The sequence below is a fragment of the Rhodothermales bacterium genome, assembly GCA_041391505.1.
Taxonomy (GTDB): domain Bacteria; phylum Bacteroidota; class Rhodothermia; order Rhodothermales; family JAHQVL01; genus JAWKNW01.
Map to the genome: position 1 here is coordinate 54,040 of JAWKNW010000002.1, position 21,526 is coordinate 75,565.

At 66.1% G+C, this 21,526-nt stretch carries 12 protein-coding genes; 8 read left to right on the forward strand and 4 right to left on the reverse strand.

The genetic code is table 11. The annotated features are described in order from the left end of the window. Nucleotides 1-96 precede the first annotated feature (96 nt). Nucleotides 97-1,050: a hypothetical protein gene (locus tag R2834_02320; protein ID MEZ4699140.1), complete on the forward strand. Its 954-nt coding sequence runs from the start codon at nt 97-99 to the stop codon at nt 1,048-1,050. A gap of 58 nt (nt 1,051-1,108) precedes the next feature. On the opposite strand, the gene R2834_02325 is transcribed toward R2834_02320, so the two are convergent. After that, on the reverse strand, nt 1,109-2,425 hold the full coding sequence (locus tag R2834_02325) for a Gfo/Idh/MocA family oxidoreductase (GenBank protein ID MEZ4699141.1): 1,317 nt from the start codon (nt 2,423-2,425) through the stop codon (nt 1,109-1,111). 115 nt (nt 2,426-2,540) lie between these two features. Beyond that, entirely contained in the window at nt 2,541-3,542 is a 1,002-nt protein-coding gene (locus R2834_02330; protein MEZ4699142.1) for a sugar phosphate isomerase/epimerase, read from the reverse strand. 125 nt (nt 3,543-3,667) lie between these two features. Between R2834_02330 and R2834_02335 the strand changes: the two genes are divergently transcribed. From R2834_02335 to R2834_02350, 4 genes are all read left to right on the forward strand, one after another. Continuing rightward, nucleotides 3,668-4,813: an MFS transporter gene (locus tag R2834_02335; protein MEZ4699143.1), complete on the forward strand. Its 1,146-nt coding sequence runs from the start codon at nt 3,668-3,670 to the stop codon at nt 4,811-4,813. A gap of 109 nt (nt 4,814-4,922) precedes the next feature. Continuing rightward, nucleotides 4,923-5,534 carry a PepSY-associated TM helix domain-containing protein gene (locus tag R2834_02340; GenBank protein MEZ4699144.1) on the forward strand — a complete coding sequence of 204 codons (612 nt, stop codon included), beginning with the start codon at nt 4,923-4,925 and terminating at the stop codon, nt 5,532-5,534. Next, entirely contained in the window at nt 5,531-6,145 is a 615-nt protein-coding gene (locus tag R2834_02345) for a hypothetical protein (protein MEZ4699145.1), read from the forward strand. Before R2834_02340 ends, R2834_02345 begins: the two co-directional genes overlap by 4 nt. Before the next feature lie 92 nt (nt 6,146-6,237). Then, on the forward strand, nt 6,238-7,197 hold the full coding sequence (locus R2834_02350) for a hypothetical protein (GenBank protein ID MEZ4699146.1): 960 nt from the start codon (nt 6,238-6,240) through the stop codon (nt 7,195-7,197). A gap of 101 nt (nt 7,198-7,298) precedes the next feature. Here the strand turns inward: R2834_02350 and R2834_02355 are convergent, their stop codons facing one another. Together R2834_02355 and R2834_02360 are read right to left on the reverse strand one after the other, a co-directional pair. Continuing rightward, nucleotides 7,299-8,273 (reverse strand): hypothetical protein, encoded by a 975-nt coding sequence (locus R2834_02355; protein ID MEZ4699147.1) that lies wholly within the window; start codon nt 8,271-8,273, stop codon nt 7,299-7,301. A gap of 37 nt (nt 8,274-8,310) precedes the next feature. Beyond that, nucleotides 8,311-10,296, reverse strand: a complete 1,986-nt coding sequence (locus R2834_02360) for a VCBS repeat-containing protein (GenBank protein MEZ4699148.1) — start codon at nt 10,294-10,296, stop codon at nt 8,311-8,313. Nucleotides 10,297-10,530: 234 nt separating this feature from the next. Between R2834_02360 and R2834_02365 the strand changes: the two genes are divergently transcribed. The 3 genes from R2834_02365 (at nt 10,531) to R2834_02375 (ending at nt 21,515) form a co-directional block, all read left to right on the forward strand. Next, on the forward strand, nt 10,531-12,852 hold the full coding sequence (locus tag R2834_02365; GenBank protein MEZ4699149.1) for a T9SS type A sorting domain-containing protein: 2,322 nt from the start codon (nt 10,531-10,533) through the stop codon (nt 12,850-12,852). Nucleotides 12,853-12,968: 116 nt separating this feature from the next. Next, nucleotides 12,969-13,421 carry a phage tail protein gene (locus tag R2834_02370; protein ID MEZ4699150.1) on the forward strand — a complete coding sequence of 151 codons (453 nt, stop codon included), beginning with the start codon at nt 12,969-12,971 and terminating at the stop codon, nt 13,419-13,421. A gap of 315 nt (nt 13,422-13,736) precedes the next feature. Further along, on the forward strand, nt 13,737-21,515 hold the full coding sequence (locus R2834_02375) for a CARDB domain-containing protein (GenBank protein MEZ4699151.1): 7,779 nt from the start codon (nt 13,737-13,739) through the stop codon (nt 21,513-21,515). Nucleotides 21,516-21,526 lie beyond the last annotated feature (11 nt).

Here is a 21,526-nt window from a genome sequence, read left to right on the forward strand (position 1 = left end):
ATGATCCTTTTGTGATGTTGGGCCCGCACCCCGGCGCGGGACGTCCGCCGTTGCTACCTTCCGGTGCCCTGAACCCGAAACCCCAAACCGCAGCGCATGCGTTACGTCTGGATCCTCCTCATCGTCTGCCTCGCCGGGTGCGCGGCATCCCGCCCGCCGGCGCCGGCTGCCGCCCCGCCGTTTGCGTTCGCGCTCATCGGCGACATGCCCTACGCCGACGCCGACCTGCCGCGGTTCGATCGCCTGCAATCCGCCATCAACGGCGATCGGTCCCTCGCCTGGGTGCTCCACGCCGGCGACATCAAGACCGGGGCCTCGCCCTGCACCGACGCCTACCTGAGCGAACGGCTCGCCCTGCTGCAGCGCTTCACCCTGCCGCTCGTCCTCATCCCCGGCGACAACGAGTGGACCGACTGCCACCGCGCCACCGCCGGCGGATTCCAGCCGCTGGAGCGCCTCGCAAGGCTCCGGGCTCTTTTTTACCCGACGCCGGGCCAGAGCCTCGGCCGCCCGATGGCGCTGACGACGCAGGCGGCGGAGCCCGGCTACGCCGAATTTCCGGAGCACGTGCGCTGGGAGCGCGCCGGCGTGGTGTTCGCGGCCCTGCACGTGGTCGGGAGCCAGAACGGCCTGCTGCCCTTCGAGGGGCGCACGGAAGCCGACGACGCCGAATCCGCCCGGCGGATGGACGCCGCCATCGCGTGGCTACACGCCGCGTTCGAGCGCGCCCGGGCGATCGACAGCCCCGGCGTGTTCCTGATGATCCACGCCAACCCGGGGTTCGACAACCGGGTGGCGCCGCCGTTCGACCGTTTTCTGGCGGCCCTTGAGGAGGAAACGCGCGCCTTCGGCAAACCCGTCGTACTCGCGCACGGCGACTCGCACTACTTCCGGATCGACAAACCCCTGCTCGAGACCGGCACCGGGCGACGCCTGATCCACTTCACCCGCGTCGAGACCTTCGGCGCCGCGGATGTGCACTGGCTGAAGGTGTCGGTGGATGCGCGGGACGCGAACGTGTTCCGTATTGAACCGGTGTTGATGGAATAGCGGGGGGGTTGGGGGGGGATTCGGGCGAAATTCTTTACCCCCGTACTCCCCCACTCCTTCACCACCCCGTCCGCCCCGGCGCTTCGAGCATCGCGTTCGCCTCGTCGTCGCCGGCGAAGCGGGCCTGGCGCGCGTCCCAGGTGAGGGAGCGGCCGGTGCGGAGGGCGATGTTGCCGAGCAGCACGATTTCCGTGAGGGGCGCGCCCCATTCGAAGCGGCAGGGCGCCGGCTCGCCGCCCTTGCTGGCCTCGATCCACTCGTTGTAGTGCCCGATGGACGACGCGAGCGTCTGGGGCGGCGGCTGGTAGTGCGCCATCTCGGATTCGGGCAGCAGCCGGGGGTCTTGCCCGGTGAAGCCGGAGAGGATCTTGCCCTTCGCCCCTTCGAACAGGATGCCGTCAGCGCCGAGCTCCTGGCCGGCCGCCATCTCCGCCGGCCGCGCCGGTTTCAGGCCACCGTCGTACCAGGTGAGGCGGACGGGCGGCTTGTCGCCCCGCGCCGGGAAATCGTAATGGACCATCGAGGCCGTCGGGTAGGTTTCGCCGAGCATCTTCGAGGAGCTGGCGTGCACGGCGACGGGGGCGCTGAGATCGAGCGCGCGGAAGATCGGGTCGAAGCCGTGGCATCCCATGTCGCCGAGGGCGCCGGTGCCGAAATCGATCCATCCCCGAAAACGGAACGGGTGGTAGGCTTCGTGATAGGGCCGCACGGGCGCCGGGCCGAGCCAGAGGTCCCAGTCGAGGGTAGAGGGGACGGCCATCGCCGCTGCCGGCCGCTCGATGCCCTGCGGCCAGATGGGGCGGTCGGACCAGATGTGCACGCGGTCGATCGGCCCGATCGCGCCGGCTCCGATCATTTCGCGCAGCCGGCGGGGGCCGTCTTCGGCCTGTCCCTGGGTGCTCATCTGCGTCGCCACGCCGGCGGCGCGGGTCGCTTTGAGGAGCTGCCGGCTTTCGGCGATGGTGCGCGTCAGGGGTTTGGCGCAGTACACGTGTTTGCCGCGCTCCATGGCCGCCAGGGCGATCAGCGCGTGCGTATGATCGGGCGTGCCGATGACGACGGCATCGATGCCGGCCTCGCCGTCAAACATCTTCCGGTAGTCCTGATACACCCGCGCCTTGGGGTATTTCTTGAAGACCGGCGCGGCATACGCCTGATCGACATCGCACAACACCGCGATATGTTCGCTCTCGACGTTTTCCAGATAGATGCGCCCCATGCCGCCGACGCCCACGCCGGCGATGACCAGCTGGTCGCTCGGCGCCCGGAAGCCGGGGCCGCCCAGCACGTGGCGCGGGAGGATAGAGACGGTGGCGGCGGTGGCGGCGGCCTGACGCAGGAAGCGGCGGCGGCCCTGGGCGAGCGGGGTTTTCATGGCGGTGTGGGAAGAGGTGAGAGGGACTGCTGAAGTATGATGCAGGGCCCGCAAAAAAGCAAAAAACCCGAAGGGCCATACAGGCCCTCCGGGTTTTGATGCGAAAAAGGGGGGCTCAGGAGAGCGCGCCGCGGCAGTACGCCACGCACTTGGCCATCTCGGTAAGCACGTCCGAGTCTTCGGGAACGTCGTACTCGAGTTCGATCATGGCGGTGATGGGGTACTGCTCGTCGCGCAGAAGGCGGAGCACCGGGCCGATCGGCGTATCGCCCTGGCCCCACGGCAGGTTGGCCCCGCCGTTGTCGGGCGACTGGCGGTCCTTGACGTGGAGGTGCGAGATCCGATCGTGGTATTTCCGGATGATCGGGATCGGCGAGGTGCCGAGGCCGGCGATGTAGTGCCCGATATCCAGGTTGAGCATGGCGTACTTCGAGGCCTCGAGGGGGCGGTCGAAGCTGAAGCCTTCATCGGCCACCTGCGTGTGGTTGTGCATGCCGATGATCATCTGGTGCTTCGTAGCGAAGGGGCCCATGCGCGTGGCGGCGTCGTCGGAGATCTCGAACGAGATGCCGCGGGCGCCCACGGCCTTGGCGGCGCGGAAGGCGTAGTCGATATCGGCATCCGACCAGCGGGGATCGCCCAGCTTGAGGATGTCGACCTCGACGCCGGCGGCGCGGTACATCTTGCCCAGTTCCTCGAACTTGGCCATCGAAGCGTTTTTGCGCCACGCGCTGGCTTCCTTGTCGTACGCCTCGCGGGCCTTCTGGAATTCGGCGCGTTCGGCGTCGGTCATGCGCGTACCCACGCGCGACCAGCTCGGGGGCTTGGGTGCGCCGGCGAATTCTTCGGCGGGCCCGCCCATCAGTTCGGTGGTGTCGACGCCGATCTTGGTCAGGTATCCGAGGAGTTCCTCCGCGCTGCTGGGCATGGTGCGGAAGCTGTAGGTGATCGCGCCGATCTTGACGCCTTTGGCCTTCCCGATGAGGGCCGGGGCACGCCCGCTGGCCGTGCCTGGCCAGACCGAATAGGCGGCGGCCGCCGCGGCGGCGGTGCCCAGAAAATGCCGGCGTGAGAAGGATGACGATGCGTCGTCGGTGGTGCGTGAACGGTTGCTCATCGTTGGATACCCAGGGTTGCTTAAGGTAAGGTCGTTCGAGCAATGTACGGCAAATTCATAATTACGCCAGTGTTGACACGCCGGCCAGTTGTTAATTCTGGCACACAATCTCATCGAAGCCCTCTATGCCGCTGCATTTACGCCGCTTTTTCCGGGAGCGCGCCTTCGTCGGCGTCGGCGTCGTCTTTGCGATCCACGCCGTCCTCTTCGCCTTCTGGGTGACACGTATCCCGGAAGTCAAGGCCACACTCGGCCTGAGCGAAGGCGCGCTCGGGATCGTGCTGTTTTTCCTCCCGCTCGGTGCGCTGGCGGCCATGCTGTCGGTCAGCTGGCTGACGCACCGCTTCGGGGTCGGCTTCGTGACGATCTGGACGACCGTTGCGATGGTGGCGAGCATGATCCTGCCGTTTCTGGCCTGGAATGCGGTGGCACTGTCCGTCGGCCTGTTCGTGGTGGGGCTCGCCGGCGGCGCGATGGATGTATCGATGAACGCGCTGGTGGCGACGCTCGAGCGGAGCCGCCGCGTATCGATCATGTCTACCTGCCACGGATTTTTCAGCCTCGGCGGCATGATCGGCGCGACGATCGGCAGCCTCGCCATCGCCGGCGGCGTCGGCGCCACCACGCAGATGCTGGCCGGCATGGCGCTCGCCCTCGCGCTGACCCTCCTCTGGCTTCGCCCGATGCTCGGCGTCATCCGGGACGCCGGCGACGACGGCGGCAGCGCCCTCGTGCTGCCTGGAAGGGCGCTGCTCGGCCTCGCATTCATCGCCTTCTGCTCGATGCAGGGCGAAGGCATCGTCGCCGACTGGAGCGCTGTCTTCCTTGAGGAGCTTCCCGACTCCCATCCGTACATGTGGGGGCTCGGCTATGCGGGCTTCTCTCTCACCATGACGCTCGGCCGGTTTTCCGGCGACCTGCTCATCGAACGCCGGGGGACGCGCCCCATCCTGCTCGGGGCCTTCGCCATCGTTGCCGCCGGCCTCCTCCTCGTCGTCACGCGCATCCCCTGGGTGAGTCTGGCCGGCTTCACTGTGGCCGGGCTGGGCTACGCGCTGCTGGTGCCGATCGTCTTCAGCGAGGCCGCCAAAAAACCCGGCGTTTCGCCGGCGCAGGGCATCGCCGGCGTGGCGACCGTCGGCTACACCGGGTTTCTCCTCGGTCCCGTCGTCATGGGCGGCATCGCGCACACGTTCTCGCTCACGACCGGCTTCGGGTATCTCATCCTGCTGACGGCGCTGGCGTTGACCGTCGCTCTCCGCGGGCGGTAACCCCCTCACCCGGCGCGTGTGTCATCGCAAATTCCTTCATTTCGTGAGATTGAATGGATTTGCGCGTAGTTTTAGGCATCGGGCTGTCCCACCTCGTTCTTCCACGCCTATGCCTCGAACCCTCACGCCCTCCCGGCTCATCCGCCGAACCCACCTGTTCCTCGCGCTTTTTCTCACGCCGTGGGTGTTGATGTACGCGCTGAGCACCATCTCCATGCACCACCGGCTGCTATTTACCGGGGAGGAGCGCCGCGTCGACCCGGGCTACGAGCTGGTCAGCGAGCAGCGTTATGAGCGGGCGCCGGCGGAAGGGGAAGACCGCCACGCCGTGGCGGAGCGGATCCTGGCCGACCTGGATCTGGAGGGCGCCTTTTCCGTGCGGGGCGACCTCGAAACAGGGCCGCTCACCATCGTGCGCGACCGGCCCATCGGCGCCCGGCGCATCACGTACGACCCCGCGGCCGCCACGGTCCGGATCGAGCGGCAGCGGTTCGGCCTGGCGTTCGTCCTCGAAATGCTCCACCGCCGGCGCGGCTTCCAGCATCCGTTTTTCGCCCACGACGCCTGGGCGTTTATCGTGGACAGCGTGATCGTCGCCATCCTGCTGTGGGCCGCGACGGGACTCTGGATGTGGTGGGAGATGCTCAAGACGAGACGCCTCGGCGCGCTGTTTCTGGCCGCCGGCGTCGCCCTCTTCGCCCTTTTTCTCGGCCTGTTATGAAATCCTTTATCTACTACACCCGGCGCGCGCATCTCTATCTCGGGCTGTTCTGTCTGCCCTGGTTCGTGATGTACGGCATCTCGTCCGTAGCCTTCAGCCATCCCGAGTGGTTTCCGTCGGACAAAGACCTGTACAATACGGCCGGTGACGCGTGGACGGAGGTCGATTCGTGGCCCTGCACCGTGGAGGTGCCGACCGAAGGCGATGTGGGCAAGGACCTCGGCGCGGCGCTCCTCGACGTGGCCGGCCTCGACGACAAGGCGTTCGGCGCCTATCGATCCGGGCCGCGCAAGGTCGACGTGTATTTCCCCGCTTTCTGGACGACGCGGCGCCTCTCGTACGACATCGACGCGCAGACGCTGCGTCTCTTTACCCGAAAGCCCCTCCCCCAGCACATCCTGACGGGGATGCACGCCCGCGCCGGCTACCAGCACGACAGCATGCTGAACGACGCCTGGGCCTTCATGGTGGATGTCACCTCGATCGGCTTTCTCCTCTGGGTCCTCACCGGGCTCGTGGTCTGGTGGCAGGCTCCCGGGCTTCGCGGCTGGGGCGCCGCGGGGCTGGCGGCGGGAATTCTGACGTTTTGCGCATGTTTGATGATGATGTAACGATCGAAATCGGACGCGCGGCCGGCTAAACTCTAACCGCTTGCTGCCGATCCCGGAGGTAGATCGTTTCCTCGTACATCACCTCCGTACCGATGCGTCCGTTTCTACACCGTGCGCCGTCCATGCTGGCAGCGCTGCTCCCCCTGTTTTTCCTGACGGCGTGCGACAGCGCGCTCGACGCCGACCCGCAGTCCGACCTCGCGCTGGCGGGTGTGTTCGCCTTCAACGCCGGCGAGCGGGTCGCCACATCCGAACCCGTCACCGTCTACCGCGACCCCCAGAGCCCGATCGGCACCGCCCCGGCGCTGACGGCGGGGAGCGTCCTCCGCGTCAAGGTCAAAAATGGCATCGAGTGGACCGAGGTAGACTTCGACGATGCCGGCCAGATCGACGGCTTTGTCGATGCCGCGTATCTCATGCCGGCCGAGGTCATCGAGCCGCCTCCGACGCCCGGCGGCGACTTCGTCGTCGGCTTCCTGGGATGCAGCATGACGCGCGACAAGGGTGCCGGCCTGGAACTGTACTCGAACGTCGAGAGCTGGTCCAAATACGCCTCCGACGGCACCAAGGTGATGACCCAGTACAGCGGCGGCACGATCCTGCGCTGGGGGCAGCCCGGCGAAAACGGGTACAACAACAAGTGGAACGCCTTCGAAAAAGGACTGGAATTCTGGCCGGGCACCAACCTCATCCTGTGGGAGATCTGCATCCGGGAGGAAGAGGTGACGGCCGATCCCGCGGACTACCTGGATGAGGTGCAGCACATCGCCGGCCGCATCGCCGAGACGGCACCGGGCGTGCCGCTCTACGTCACCGGCATGGTCGGGTACGACCCGGGCATGACCTGCTCGATCACCGGCGACACCGGCGTCCCGTTCGCCGCGGAAGTCGCCGCGCTCGCCGTCGCGAACACCCAGGCGCAGGAACCCGTCGGGCTCCAACTGGGGCCGCTCGGACCCGACCAGGTCATCGCGGACGGGTGCCACGCCAATGCGTCGGGCATGGAAGAACAGGCCGGCCAGATCGTCGATTGGCTGGAGACCCTGAAGTAAGGGGGGCCAGGGCGCGTTCGAGGCTCCAGGTCGACTCGCTTTGCACCGTAGCCTGACAACCTGAAGCCGAAATCCCTGTCAACCCGGGAAGGGGTTCGCGCCTAGCAATCCGCCGGCGCGTAGGAATACCCCAGCACGCCGGAGAGTTCGCAGGTATTCCACTCCTGCCGGTACAGCCCGATGGACCCGAAGAAGCCGTACCCGTTTACGACGTTGGTGACACCCGACGGCAGCGAGAGCACTTCGGGATCGAAGATCCCTTCCGGCGGATCCCACTGATCGTCGAGGATCCGGAGGCGGAGGCCCATGGCGGTGAGGGTGCCGAGCGTCCCGGGCGCGATGCGTCCGATATCGATCAGGCCCTGGATGTTCTCGCGCACGTACCGCTGGTCCTCGCTGATGGTGAGTTCGAATTCCCAGTCGCCGCCGGCGGTGCGGACGCCGCGCCGGCCGTACGGAGCGTATACCCGGTGGTTGATGTCGCCGCCGCCCCAGAGATAGATGCCCTCCATCGCCCAGGGCGAGGCCACATCGGGCATGCGGATGCGCTGGGTGAGCTGCGTGGAGTCTGCATTAAAGATCACCGGGCCGCGCTCGAACAGCGCGGCGTCGGGAATGTAGGGCACGGTGGTTTCTGCGGTGGTCAGCGCGCCGTCGTTGCGGAGGATCTCCAGCCGGTAAGAATGCTCCTGCTCCACGCGAAACACGGCCCGGTAGATGTGGCCGTAGGTGCCGTCCGCCAGTTCTTCCAGGTTGTGCACCCAGTGCACCACCTCGCCGGTACGCAGGTTGGTGGTCGTCACCTGCACATCCAGGTCGGCCGCGGGATCCGAAGGGGTCTGGATGACGGCCGAGCGGCGGGTGATGGGAATCACGCGGAGCGCATGGGTCGTCTCCAGGACATCCAGATAGCCGTAGACCGTGAAGTATTTTGCGTCGTTCTCGAACGGATCGAGACTCGCGTCCTCACAGCCGGCCAGCCCGATCAGAAGGACGGCGGCCCACAGGAACGGCCGGCCGGCGCGCGCCGGCCGGGCGCTGGATGCGGGGACGTTGTGTGTACACGTTGGCGTCATGGCAGGAAGGTACGCAACACGGACTTTCGGTGCCGAATCAGTTTGCCGCCGGGTGCCGCAGGTAGTACAGATGCCCGTCCTCGGCGCCGACCAGCAGGTCGGGGACGCCGTCGCGGTTCCAATCGACGACCGTCGGGCTCGTGGTGTGGCCGGCCAGCCGGCCCGCGGCGAGGTCGCCCATGTCGGTGAAATGGACGATCCCGTCGACCTCCCCGTCGTTCCGCAGCAGCGCGACATTCCGGCTGTTGACGAGGATGTCGAGGTCCCCGTCAGCGTCCCAGTCGACGATGGCCAGCTTGCGCCGGCCGCTGCTCCCGTAGAGCCCGTTGTTCAACTGGAGCGGGCCCGGGGCCTCGTTCCGGGCCTCGTTCGACGAGCTGAAGGCGGACGCGTTGGTCCCGTGAAAGATGCGCCGGCCCGGCAGGAGCACCCGCTCACCGCTTCGGAGGGCCCGCTCGTACAGCGCGAGATACCCTTCGTGGTCGAGCATCACCAGATCCATGAGTCCGTCGCGGTTCCAGTCCACCGCCGCCGGCGTCGTGCGCCACTGGGTGGCGAGCGTTCCGGGGGCGGGATCCCACCAGTTCCACGCCGGCTTCGGCGGCGCACCGGGCCAGTCGACCTGCACGGGGCGCGCGGCTTCCAGCGTTTCGCCGGCGTTTCGGTACCATTCGACGCGTCCCCAGATCGAGTTGACGACGAGGTCCTTGCGGCCGTCGCCGTCCCAATCCGCCACGGACAGGGTCGTGTAGCCCCACTTGGCCTCCGCCGGACCCTGGATCGACCCGTTCGGCCCTGCCTGGAGGCGGATGGGGCGGCCCCCGGCAGTCAGATAGTGCGGCGTCGCCCAGCGGGGCGGGTCTCCGCCATCGAGATTCTCGATAAAACCGATGTAGCCGGCGGTGTTGCCGGCGATGAGGTCTTCGTCGCCGTCGTCGTCCCAGTCGACACTCACCGGCGTCACGAGCGCGCCGAACTTCAGGAGGCCCGCCTTCTGCCTGAAATAGACCGGCGGCTTGAAGACCGGCATCCGATCCGCGACGCGGCCGGTGTGCTCGATCAGCGCGACCCGCCCGTCTTCGTCGCCCACGACGAGGTCGACGTCGCCGTCGCGATCCCAGTCTACCGCCACGGGGATGATCATCTGGAGATCCATCGCGATCACGCCGGCGTCGGACGCCAGGTACCGGCCGGCCGCATAGACCGGCGCTTCGCGCGACCCGATATTTTCGAACCAGGTGAGCTTGTCGACGAACTCACCCGCGATGAGATCGAGGTCGCCGTCGCCGTCGAAGTCGGCGGCATTCGGGGTCGGGGCCCCGTACACGTCGATCGGCGCACCGGCGGCCTGGAGCCGGCCGCGGTTGACGTAGGCGCCGGCGTCGTTTTCGACCAGGTAGATAAAGCCGTGGAGCGGCCCGTTGGTCCATTGGCCCTGCGCGTCGAAGGCGTTGTCCCAGCCGTAGTCGCCCCAGTCATCCACCCCGACGAGGAGGTCGAGGTCGCCGTCGCCCTCGTAGTCGACCCGTTTCCACTGGTTGAAGCGGCCCTTGACGATGTCCTTCAGGATCGAATCGGGCGGAAAGAGCGGCGCCGGCATGGAATCCAGCGCGGTGCGAAAATCCTGCAGGATCGCGCCGGGGACCAGGACGTCCGGCTCGCCGGCCGGAAAAGACACCTGGACGTTGCGGATGGCGTCGCCGATGCGGACGGGCGGCTCGAACACGGGCACGGCCTCGCCGGAGCGGTTCTCGAAGACATAGAGCCCGTTGAACGGCACATCGGGCGACGACACGAGCAGGTCCATGTCGCCGTCGAAGTCGTAGTCCATCGGCAGCGGCCACGCCCAGAGCCCGACGCCGAGATAGGGATCCGCGTCCGGGTTATTGTAGGCGATGCGGACGAAGTCGCCCAGGGTGGAGGGCGGGGCCGCCTCGGGCGGCGAGACGCACGAGGCGCCGAGCGCGACGCACAGGCAGAGCGCGCTGAGGCCGGGTGCGGCGGAGGGGGGATGGATGATCATGCGGTTGCGGGATGCGATGGGCCGGGCAAGGGCCTCCAAAATGAGCAATCCGAACCACATAATCTATCCCGTCCCGCGTCAGGTTGCGGCTTACACGGCATCGGTGCGCCGGCCTAACACCCGTTTCCCATTCCACCCGTCCGTCTCCGCCCGCTGTGCGGCCTATGTTGACGCTATCACCGGGGCCGACGAAGGACGCCGACCAACCGCTCCATCAACCGCAGGGAGATCGTCATGAACGCCCATCCTTCCTTCGCATCCCGACTGCCGCTCGTCGTGCTCTTCGCCGCCGCATCGGCTCTTCTGCCTGCTACCCGCGTCCTGGCGCAGATCGAAACCAGGCTGCTTCCGCCGGCCGCAAACGAATTCGAGGATTTTGGGACCGCCATCTCGCTCGACGGCGACCGGCTCCTGATCGGCGCGCGTGGCAACGACCTGAAGGCTCCGAACGCCGGCATCGCCTACCTCTTCGAGCGGCAGACCGACGGCGCCTGGGTGCAAACCGCGACGCTGAGCGCCAGCGACGGGGGACAGCTGGATCTCTTCGGCGCCGGCGTTTCGCTCGACGGCGACCGCGCGCTGGTGGGAGCCATCTTCGACGTGGTGAACGGCTATCAGTCCGGCTCCGCGTACCTCCTCGAACAACAGGCCGACGGCTCCTGGCTCGAAGCGGCAAAACTGGCGCCGGTCGACGGCTCCATCGTGCAGAGCTTCGGCTCATCCGTCGCGCTGGACGGCGACCGCGCGTTGATCGCGGCCGACTTTACCAATCTGGACAACGGCGCCCTCGAACGCGCCGGCGCCGCCTATGTATTCGAGCGGCAGGACGACGGGAGCTGGATCCAGACCGCCATGCTGACCGCGGACGAGCCGGAGGCCTGGGACTTCTTCGGCCGCTCGGTAGCTCTCGAAGGGAATCGCGCGCTCATCGGGGTCGTCGGCGACAGCAACGCGATCGGCGTCGAACAGGGGTCGGCCTATGTTTTTGAGCGGCAGGCCACCGGCGCATGGACCGTGGCCGCGTACCTGGTTCCGGGCGACCCGGCGTCGGGAGCCAACTTCGGCGCCTCGGTATCGCTCGACGGCGATCGGGTGCTCATCGGATCCAATTCCGAACAGGCCTCCGTGTACGAACGACGGAGCGACGGCACCTGGGTCGAGGCGCCGCTCCTCGTCCTCGATCCCGCAAATCCCTACCAGACGTTCACCTATGCCGTCTCGTTGAGCGGGGACCGGGCGCTGGTGGGCGGCGCGGGCAACGACGAAAGTCCGGTCCTCACGCGATGGGTGCATCTCTTCGAACGCCGGCCCGACGGCACCTGGCCGCTCGTCGCGCGGATCGGCGCCAGCGAGCCCCAGGACGCCGACGAGTACGGCCGGCCGGTGGCGATCGAGGGCGACCTCGCCGTGGTCGCGGCGCCGCGCCGGGATGAGGTGGCCCGGGGCGCCGGCGCGGTGTACGTCTATGACCTGGCGTCCCGGTCGCGCATCGCCAGCGTCTCGCTCATCGATGCCGACACCGAACTGCCCGTGCCGGGGCTCGAGGCCATCGACGCCGACACCACGCTCAACCTGAACCTGCTCCCGAAATACCTGAATCTGCGGGCCAACCCGGTGGGCAACGTGGAGAGCGTGCGTTTCGCGTGGACGGCGGCGGACACCATCCACACGGAAAATCGCACGCCCTACGCGCTCTTCGGAGATCTCAAGGGCGATTATACGCGGGCCGAAATCGAAGCCGGCAGCCATATCCTGCTCGCCACGCCTTACGGGCTGAACGACGCGACCGGGATGGCCGGCGACACCCTCCAGATCACGCTCAATTTCGTCCGCGACACACCCGGCTTGCTGATCACGAAACTGGCTTTCATCGACGTCCCGTTAAATGAAGTCATCTACCCTTACGTCGTGCAGGACGGCGACGTGTTCGACTACAGATACTGGCCCCCACCCAATTTCAGCATCCGCGCCGATGTACAGGGACCGGTCGAGAGCGTGCGGTTCAGTATTCCGGAACTGAACTACGACCATCTCGAGGAAATGCCCCCCTATGCGCTGTTCGGGGACATCAACGGCCAGTATATCGAGGGAAACTATGCGACGGGGGACCTCACCTGGTTCCTGTTCGGGCACTTCACGCTCACGGTGACCGCCTACGCACAGCCCCATGGCGAAGGCGAAGCCGGCGAGCCCTACGTGGTGCACCTGCTGGGCAAGGTGACCATCGAACCGCCCGATCGCATCGCCGGCGATGACCCCCCGGCGCTTCAACGGGAAGCCGCGACGATCCCGGACCGGACCACGCTCGAAAGCGCGTACCCCAATCCCTTCAACCCCACGACGACGCTCCGCTTCGGACTGCCCGAAGCCCTGAACGTGCGGCTCGCCGTGTACGACCTGCTCGGCAGGGAAGTCGAGCGCATCGTGGACGGCGTGCTGGACGCCGGCTGGCACGAAGCGGTGTTCGACGCCGGCGACCTGCCGAGCGGCCTGTACCTGGTCCGGTTCGAGACCCCTACGGCGCGCTTCACCCGGCGCATCCTGCTCCTCAAATAACCGATCCGCACCACCTCTCCCCCGCGCCGATTTCAACACGGCAACAAATCGCGTAAGTTGGTGGCGCCGCGCCGGAACGGGTGCGGCGCCTTCTTTCATCCACCCCAATAAACATCATGGCCGTATTACGCGAACGCCCGTATCCGGGCATCAACTTTCTGGTAGACCTCGGAGACGGCAACGCCAAAAGCCTGCAAGCCGGCGTGTCCGAGGTCGTCTTCCCGGATGCCCGGCTCCACACCCTCGCCTTCCGCAGCGGCAACCAGCCGACGAAGGATGTCCGACACCTGGTGACGACCACCCGCTACGGGACGCTCATCCTGCGGCGTCACGCCATCGGCGCGCTCGACTGGTATGCCTGGTGGAACGCCCTGCGCGATGGGGAGCCCGACGCCACCCGCAATATCACGATCTCGCTTCTGAACGAGTCGCGTTCGGACGTCGTGCTCGTATGGAAATTCCAGGGGGCGATGCCGGTGAACTATACCTTCTCCCCGCTGGATGCACTGGGGACGGAGCCGCTCATGGAAAGTCTGGAGATCGCCTTTGAGCGTTTCGAGATGGCGTGAGGGCTCGCCCGCTGGCGCTCCATATCGCATGCGTCGGTCACGTTATTCGCCGATCGTTGCCGACGGGAAAAACGTGGGGTGATCCATGCGGTCAGTCCGTATATAGTATGCAACCCCTCGGCGGCACGCAGTGCCCCTCTTTCGATCACACCTGTTTTCGATCCTCCGCGATCTACCGCGGTGCGTTCTCCGCAACAGGGTACACGCCGTCTTTCCCATTCGCCTGGCCCGTATCGTTCCATGTCCATGATCCAGGATCATTTCCCCGTTGCGCGGCAACGAAATACGCAATGCACCGCTATCCTTATCTCCCTGATGCTCTGGTGCGCAGTAGGTGCCGGCGTCGAGACGGTATGGGCGCAAACGGATGAGACGCCGCCGGCACTGGTCGGAACCCCGAGCGTGACACCCTCCCAGATCGATCTGTCCGGGGGTAACGTCGAGGTAACCATTTCTTTTCAGGCCACGGATGCGGGCGCGGGCGTCCAACTCGCGAACGGCTATTTCGTATCTCCCGACGGCGAAACGTTCATAGCGTCGTTCCAGGCCGCCAACACGGCGGGCACCCCGCTCGACGGTACCTGGACTGCCACCACGGTGGTTCTAGCGAACTCGCCGGCCGGCACCTATGCGCTGCACATCGAGATGCTCGATTTCGGCTTCAACCTGGCGTCGGTCGATACGGACGTGACCCTGACCGTCACGGGAGGCGACCCCGAACCTCCCGTCGTACAGGGCATTCCCACCCTCTCGCCGCAGACGCTCGACCTGGAAGCCGGGGATCAGACCGTATCCGTCGTGGCATCGTTAGCGGACAACCTGTCGGGACTGAACTCGGTCACGTTCACGCTCGCGACCTCCGAAGGGATCGGCGTGAGCGCCGTCAACGCCGCGCTGGCGGCCGGCACCACGCTGGACGGCACCTGGCAGGGCGACATCCCCGTTAGCGCCGCGCTGGTGGCCCTTTTCGCACCGGAAGGCAACCTGTACCTCCAGATCACGGTGACCGACGTCGCCGGCAATTACGCCCAGATCGACACCGGCGTCGAACTCGAGATCCTCCGCTCCCGAGCGCCCATCACCTTTCAACTGGACACGGCCCGTCTCGAGGCGGTCGGCCTCTTCACGCCCTTCGAGCTTTTCGAGGCGTCGGCCGGCATGCGGCTTTTCGTGGACCTCCTCAGCGGCCCGGATGCCGGCGTGCACGAACTCAGTCTGTTTCCGGATGGGTACTGGAAAACGACCGTTCCGGTCAATCAGAACCAGGAACTGACCTATGTCTTCGCGATCGACCCGGATGCCGACGGCGCCAACACGGGCGACTGGGTGTATGAACTTGACGGTCCCGATGGCGGCCGCAGCCTGACCGTGACGACCGAGGCCATGACCCTGCCGCCGGCTACCTTCGATGACACGGGCAACGATCCGATTGACGCCTCGTTCCAGGCGAGCGTCACCCGAGCGTTCACCCGGGAGGATTTATCGCCGGTCGCCTTCGACGAGCCGGATGCGGTCACGCTGATGCAGCTCCAGTTCGGAACCCTGGACCGGCCGGTCCTGGTCGCCATGCGTCGTTACGCGGCCGACGCCGGCGGCGCCCCCCCTTCGGGCATCGTGGTACGGTCAGAAAGTCAGTACTGGACCATTGACCTCGTGCCGGCCACGGCCGCGTTTTCAGCGAACCTCACGCTCGACCCGGCGCCGCTCAGCGGCATCTCGGATGCCGGCGCGCTCCGGCTGCTCCGGCGCTCCGGGCAGCAGGCGCCGTGGACCGTAGCCGGCCAGGGCCTCGACGCGGACGGGCTCGTTGCGGCCGGCAATCTGTCGTCCTTCGGGGCCTTCACGCTGGGCTCGACCACCGCAGGCAACACCTTCCAGCCCCGCCGGCCCGACGCCCCCTCGAATCCCTCCCCCTCGGATGGCGACGTACGGGTCGCCGTCGATGCCGAGCTTACCTGGGCCGAGGCGGCCTTCGCCGACGTGTATGACCTGTACCTCTGGCCCGCCGCCGAGCCGGAACCCGCGCAACCGGCGATCGCCGGCCTGGAAACACCGCGTGCACCCACACAGGCGTTGCTGCTACAACGCAATACACCGTATGCGTGGCGCATCGTCGCCAGGAACCTGGACGGCGAGACGCCGGGGCCGGTATGGACCTTTACAACCCAGACGCTGCCCGACTTGCAGGTACAGGATATCCAGGCACCGGACGGGGGCTTCAGTGGACAACCCCTCGATATCTCCTGGGTGGTCGTCAATGCCAGCGATGTGCCCACCGAAGAACCCGTCTGGTTCGACGAGATCGCGATATCGAGCGATGCGTTCTTTCTGGCGGATGTCGAAGTGCTCGCTCAGGCCGTAAACGGGAGCGCGTTGTCCGGTGGCGAGCGCTACGCCGCATCCTCCACCATCAGGCTGCCGGAGGATGCCGTCGGGACCTACTACCTGCGGATTACCGCGAATGCCGAAAACCTGCAAGGCGAATCGAATCTGGACAACAACGCGGCGCAGGTCCCCATCGAAATCGCGCTGACGCCTCCGCCCGACTTGCAGGTCGAAGCGCTCACCGCTCCGCTCAATGCGTTCTCCGAACACATCGTCAACATAGGCTGGTCGATCACGAACGCCGGTACGGGCACCGCCACCGTGGCCGGTGGCTGGACCGACGCCCTGTACCTCTCCCCCCTGGCCTTCTTCAACCGGGAAGAGGCCGTGTTGCTCACTACGCATTCCGTGACCGGCGACCTCGCCCCCGGACAGGTCTATACGGATACGGCGTCCGTCGCCCTGCCGGCGGGCATCTCGGGCACCTACTACCTTTACCTGGCGGCAGACGATGCAGACGATCTCTTCGAACACAACGGAGAGGACAACAACGTATTCCAGAGCGATCCGATTACCGTCACCCTCTCGCCCCCACCGGACATGGTGGTCGTGCGTGTTTCGGTGCCCGAAACGGTCGAGGCCGGCAGCACCATCCAGGTAATATGGGACGTAGAAAACCAGGGGCCCGGTGCGGCGAGCGAAAAAAGCTGGCAGGATAACCTCTATCTCTCGCCGGCGGCGGAATGGGATGCGCGTACCGCGATCGCGTTGACGCGCGTCGGTCGGTTTGGCACGATAGCGCCTGACAGCCTTTACAGGGCCGAGGCGGCGGTGAGCATTCCCGACGGCCTCGAAGGCCTGTATTATCTCGTGGTAGAGACGGACGGGGGGCGATCGATCTTCGAACACACCTTCGAAACCAACAATCGCGGCAGCGCGCCGTTTCAAATCACGCGGCCGCCCTATCCCGACCTCGCCATCCGTCAGTTCACCGCACCGACGTCGGCCGAAGCGGGTGCCACGATCGACGTGCGCTGGGCGGTGGCAAATGAGGGTGACACCGGGGCCGCTCCCGCCTGGAACGATCGGCTCTATCTATCGAAAAGAGCCCTCTGGGACTCGACCGCCACGCCGCTTATGTCAATACCTGCGGCGGATGCACTGGATGTGGATGGTTCCTATACCCGCGCGTACACGGTTCAGCTGAAAACCATCGATGCCGGCCTGCATTATCTCCACCTCCGCACCGACGATGCGGGCAGCCTGTTCGAATTCCCCGACGACGCCGTTAACAACGTGCGTTCCGTGCCCATCGAGATCGCGCCCTACCCACCGGTCGACCTGGCCGTGACGTCCTTCACGGCGCCGGCAACGGGCAGCACGGGCCAGCCCATCGATATCCGCTGGACGATCGAGAACCTCGGCGAAGGTGCACCCCGACATGCCCGGTGGGACGACGTCCTGTATCTTTCCGCGGACCAGCGCCTCGATCCAGACGCCGACCTGGAAATAGCCCGGACACCACGCTCCGAAGGACTCGCCCCGGGGAGCAGCTACACCCGCTCCGCCGCCGTCACCCTCCCCGATGGCGTCGACGGCACCTTCTACCTGTTTGTGCAGACCGATGACGCCGGCCAGATCGCCGACGCCGTTCCCTCCAACAATTCCGCCGTCAGCGCTGCGCCGTTGACCATTGCGCTATCGCCGAACGCCGACCTCGTGCCGACGGCGATCGACGGGCCGGCATCCGGCATAAGCGGCCAGCCGGTGACGATCTCGTGGACTGTTGAGAACCGCGGCGAAGCCGCAGCAGCCGGCCTCTGGAGCGATGCCGTCTTTCTCTCTACCGACAAGACGATCAACGCGCAGGACGTCCGGCTCGGCACCGCGGCCTCGACGCCGCCGCTCGCTGCCGGTGCGACCTACGAGACCAGCCTCGACGTCACACTGCCCATCTATTATTCCGGCGTAAACTACATCCTCGTCGCCATCGACCAGGATGACGACGTGTTCGAAGGCCTTGGGGAAACCAACAACAGGGCGGTATTCGAGCTTTCGATCGATACGCCGCCTCCGGGCGACCTGGTCGTGACCGACATCGTCGTCCCGGAGACCGGCACGCCGGGCGAACCCGTAACCATCGCATGGACCGTCCAGAATCAGGGTGAAAACGCCGTACGAGGCCAGCTCAGCGACGCCGTGTATCTCTCGACCGACGACACGTGGCAGCTTGAAGACCCCCTCCTCGGCGCGACACTCCGCTTCGTCGACCTGGCCCCGGGGGCTACGTTATCTGTCCGTAAAACCGTCGATCTGAGCCGGCTGTACCGCAGCGATGCCGAAGGGAACATCACCGGCGAACTACCCGGCCTCGCGCCGGGGACTTATCGCGCCATCGTGCGGGTCGACATCCGAAACAACATCCGCGAAACCGACGAGGCCAACAATGCCACTTCCTCGTCGGATCGCATCGCGACCGACCTCCCGGTGCTCGACCTCGGCGGCTCCATCACGGTGTCGCTGACGACGGGCGCTTCACGGTACGTGCGTGTCAACGTCCCGGAAGACGTGACGACCTTTAAAGTGACCGCGACCAGCGACGCGGCCAACGCCAGCAATGAGGTGTTTGTGCGCGGCGGAGCGGTGCCGACGCGTACCGAGTTCGACGTGAGCACGCGCGACCCCTTCGCGGGCGACCAGGACGTCCTGGTGCCCGCCGGCGAGCCCGGCTCCTATTTCGTCCTGCTATTCGCCCGCCAGGGCCCCGAGGCGGCACAGCTAGTGACCCTCGCTGCCGAACCGGTTAGTTTCGAGTTGGCCGGAATCGACATCCCGCGCGGCGGCACGGGCGGAGCGGTTACCGTCAAAATGACCGGTGCGGCGTTCGGCCGGCGGTTGCGCGCGGCGCTGGAGAAGGATGGGGCCCGGTATCCAACCTTCGACATCCTCCGAACGAGCGCCGTCGAGGCCTACGCCACGTTCGACCTCAGCGACGTGCCGACGGGACGTTACGATGTCGTGCTCGAACAGAACGCATCGTACCTCACCGAAACCCCCGGCGCCGGCGAGCCCTACGAGCCCGACGATATCGTTCTCCGTTCGGTGCTTGCAGACGCCTTCGAGGTCGTCGATGCGCCGCGCGTCGAGCCGGAAATCAGCGCGACCGCCCCCACGATCCTCCGCGTCGGGCAGCTGTTCACGACGGATATCGTCGTGGCCAATCGCGGAGATAACGACATGGTGAGCCCGCTCCTGCTGGTAGGTACGAGCCCCGCCACGTACACCACCCTGCACCCCGACGAGACCGTGACGGGCGGGCTCAAGCGGGTCCTGGCACTGGGGGAGGGTCCCTTCGCCGGCATCCTTCGGCCGGGTGAAGAGCACCGCGTGTCGTTCCTCGCGCAGGCGCCGGATTCGAGCGCCTTGCTCGAACTCTACGTCGTCCATGCCACACCGAACGGTATGCCGTTCGATTTCGACCGCGAGCTGCGCGCCGCGTCGCTCGACACCGAGGCGTTCGGCCTCGAAGAAGCAACCGACGCCATGCGCAGAGAACTGGCCGGCTCCGGCTGGAGCGGCTACGAAAGGCTGCTGACGAAGACGGCTTCCCGACTGGCCAAAAGCGGCATCCAGGAGACCGACGGTAGCCGGCTGCTCATGCATGCCGTGCAGTCGGCTCTGCAGTCGCTTCAGACCCCGCCGTTCTTTACCCAGACGGGATCGGTGTTGTCCCTCGCCCCCAACCTGCCGATCAATGATTTGCCCCCGTTCAATGTCATGAAGCTGGGCGCATCGGCCGACTGCTCCGCGACCCGGCTCGCGCAGGACTTCGCCACCCTGGCCGGCGCGGCGGCCGGCATGGCCTCGCCCATCTGTGAAGGACCTACCGGCGCCAGCCATCTCCTGTCGTTTATCACAGGGGGCGTCGAAGGCGGCAAGATCGTCTACGGCAACGATTCCGAGGTGGCGAACAAGGTTCGCCATCACGACGATGCCGTCCGGAGTTTCGATGAGGTGAGTACCGACGCCATTCTTGCCGCCGATCATTCGCTGACGTCAAAGATCAAGGCAGAAGGCTGCGAAGGCCCCATCCTTTCCATGCTGCCCGATGAAGATCTCGACCACCTGGGCGTCATGGTGAACAAACCGTCCATGTACATTGACGATGGCCAGGTCGGGATCCCCTACAATGACCCCTTTAACGACGAAGAGGAAGAACTCGGCCTCGGAAAGCATGTGCCGGGATGCGATCTCGTGACCGGATTTGGCGGGTTTCAATCCGCCGATGGCCGCGCCACCAACATCACCGTACGGCGCATTCCGACACCGGCCGAGCCCGGGTGCAAGCCGGGGTGTACGGTGATCTACAGGGCCACTATCGAGTTCGAATTCGGCGACCGCTACGATTTTAATGAGAACGACCGGGGGGAGTACGATCTGATCGCCCGCAATCTGCAGGACTGCGGCGTCGCCAAAGGGTTCGATACGCAGGTCAACCTGGAACAGAGCTTCATCAGTTCGTTCGAAATTCCATCCAACCCCAAAAAGTGCAAGCGTCCGCCGCCGCCGGACTTTGACATCCCGTTCGGGCCGCCGATCACTCAGATCCTGGTCGTCGTGTCGATCGACCCGAACGATATGATCGGGCCGGCAGGCTATGGCGACGAGCAGTGGGTGTCGGTCTCGGCGCGGCTGCCCTACACAATTCGTTTTGAGAACGATCCCGTCAAAGCGACGGCGCCGGCCCAGGTGGTGACCATCGAACAGCAGCTCGACGCGACGCTGGACGCACGCTCGTTCCGGCTCGGGCCCTTCGGCTTTGGCGATTTCACCTTCGAACCGCCCCCCAACGTCTCCGCCTATACCGACCGGCTCGATGTACGCGACGCCCTCGGCGTATTCGTCGACGTCAATGCGGGCATCGATATCGAGCAGAACCGCGCCTTCTGGGTGATCCGGTCGATCGACCCGGCGACCGGTGGGGCGCCCTCCAACCCGCTGGCCGGTTTTCTCCCCGTCAACGATTCGCTGGGGGCCGGCGAGGGCTTCGTGAGCTACTCCGTGCGCCCGGACCGTGAGGCCGTCACCGGCGACCGCATCGACGCGCTGGCACAGATCGTCTTCGATGCCAACGCGCCCATCGAAACGCCTCCGATCTTTAATACGGTCGATGCCGGACTGCCGACGAGCGCCGTATCCGGACTGCCCTTCAAGCAGGATACCACGGCGTTTACCGTCAGCTGGACCGCCCGGGACGACCCGGACGCCTCCGGTCTGCGGAGCTATGCGCTGTACGTTTCGCGCGACGGCGACCCGTTCGAGGTCTACCAGAAAGACCTCGAAACCACCCAGGTGATTTTCAACGCCGACCGGGACCACCGGTATCGGTTCTTCACCATCGCCTCGGATCAAGCCGGCAACACCGAGCCCCTGAAAACGGAGGCCGACGCCGTAGTTCAGGTCAATACGGAAAGCGTCCGCGAAATACCGTCGGCCTTCGCACTCGGCCAGAATTATCCGAATCCGTTCAATCCGAGCACGACGATCCCGTACGCACTGCCCGAGTCCGGCGATGTCGAGCTGATCGTGTACAACGTGCTGGGGCAGCGGGTGCAGCGCTACAGGATGGGCACCCAGCCGGCCGGAAACTACACGCACCGGGTCGACCTGTCCGCCCTGGCAAGCGGTGTGTACTTTTACGAATTACGGGTCGGCGATGCGAAAGACTTCGCGTTTCGCGCCGTAAGGAAACTGGTGCTGGTCAAATGAGCCCGGCGCCG

What these genes read in the sequence shown, in the direction of transcription:
- R2834_02365 (MEZ4699149.1), top strand. Translation starts at nt 10,531, where the DNA reads ATGAACGCCCATCCTTCCTTCGCATCCCGACTGCCGCTCGTCGTGCTC.
- R2834_02325 (MEZ4699141.1), bottom strand. Translation starts at nt 2,425, where the DNA reads ATGAAAACCCCGCTCGCCCAGGGCCGCCGCCGCTTCCTGCGTCAGGCC.
- R2834_02320 (MEZ4699140.1), top strand. Translation starts at nt 97, where the DNA reads ATGCGTTACGTCTGGATCCTCCTCATCGTCTGCCTCGCCGGGTGCGCG.
- R2834_02370 (MEZ4699150.1), top strand. Translation starts at nt 12,969, where the DNA reads ATGGCCGTATTACGCGAACGCCCGTATCCGGGCATCAACTTTCTGGTA.
- R2834_02375 (MEZ4699151.1), top strand. Translation starts at nt 13,737, where the DNA reads ATGCTCTGGTGCGCAGTAGGTGCCGGCGTCGAGACGGTATGGGCGCAA.
- R2834_02355 (MEZ4699147.1), bottom strand. Translation starts at nt 8,273, where the DNA reads ATGACGCCAACGTGTACACACAACGTCCCCGCATCCAGCGCCCGGCCG.
- R2834_02330 (MEZ4699142.1), bottom strand. Translation starts at nt 3,542, where the DNA reads ATGAGCAACCGTTCACGCACCACCGACGACGCATCGTCATCCTTCTCA.
- R2834_02360 (MEZ4699148.1), bottom strand. Translation starts at nt 10,296, where the DNA reads ATGATCATCCATCCCCCCTCCGCCGCACCCGGCCTCAGCGCGCTCTGC.
- R2834_02335 (MEZ4699143.1), top strand. Translation starts at nt 3,668, where the DNA reads ATGCCGCTGCATTTACGCCGCTTTTTCCGGGAGCGCGCCTTCGTCGGC.
- R2834_02340 (MEZ4699144.1), top strand. Translation starts at nt 4,923, where the DNA reads ATGCCTCGAACCCTCACGCCCTCCCGGCTCATCCGCCGAACCCACCTG.
- R2834_02350 (MEZ4699146.1), top strand. Translation starts at nt 6,238, where the DNA reads ATGCGTCCGTTTCTACACCGTGCGCCGTCCATGCTGGCAGCGCTGCTC.
- R2834_02345 (MEZ4699145.1), top strand. Translation starts at nt 5,531, where the DNA reads ATGAAATCCTTTATCTACTACACCCGGCGCGCGCATCTCTATCTCGGG.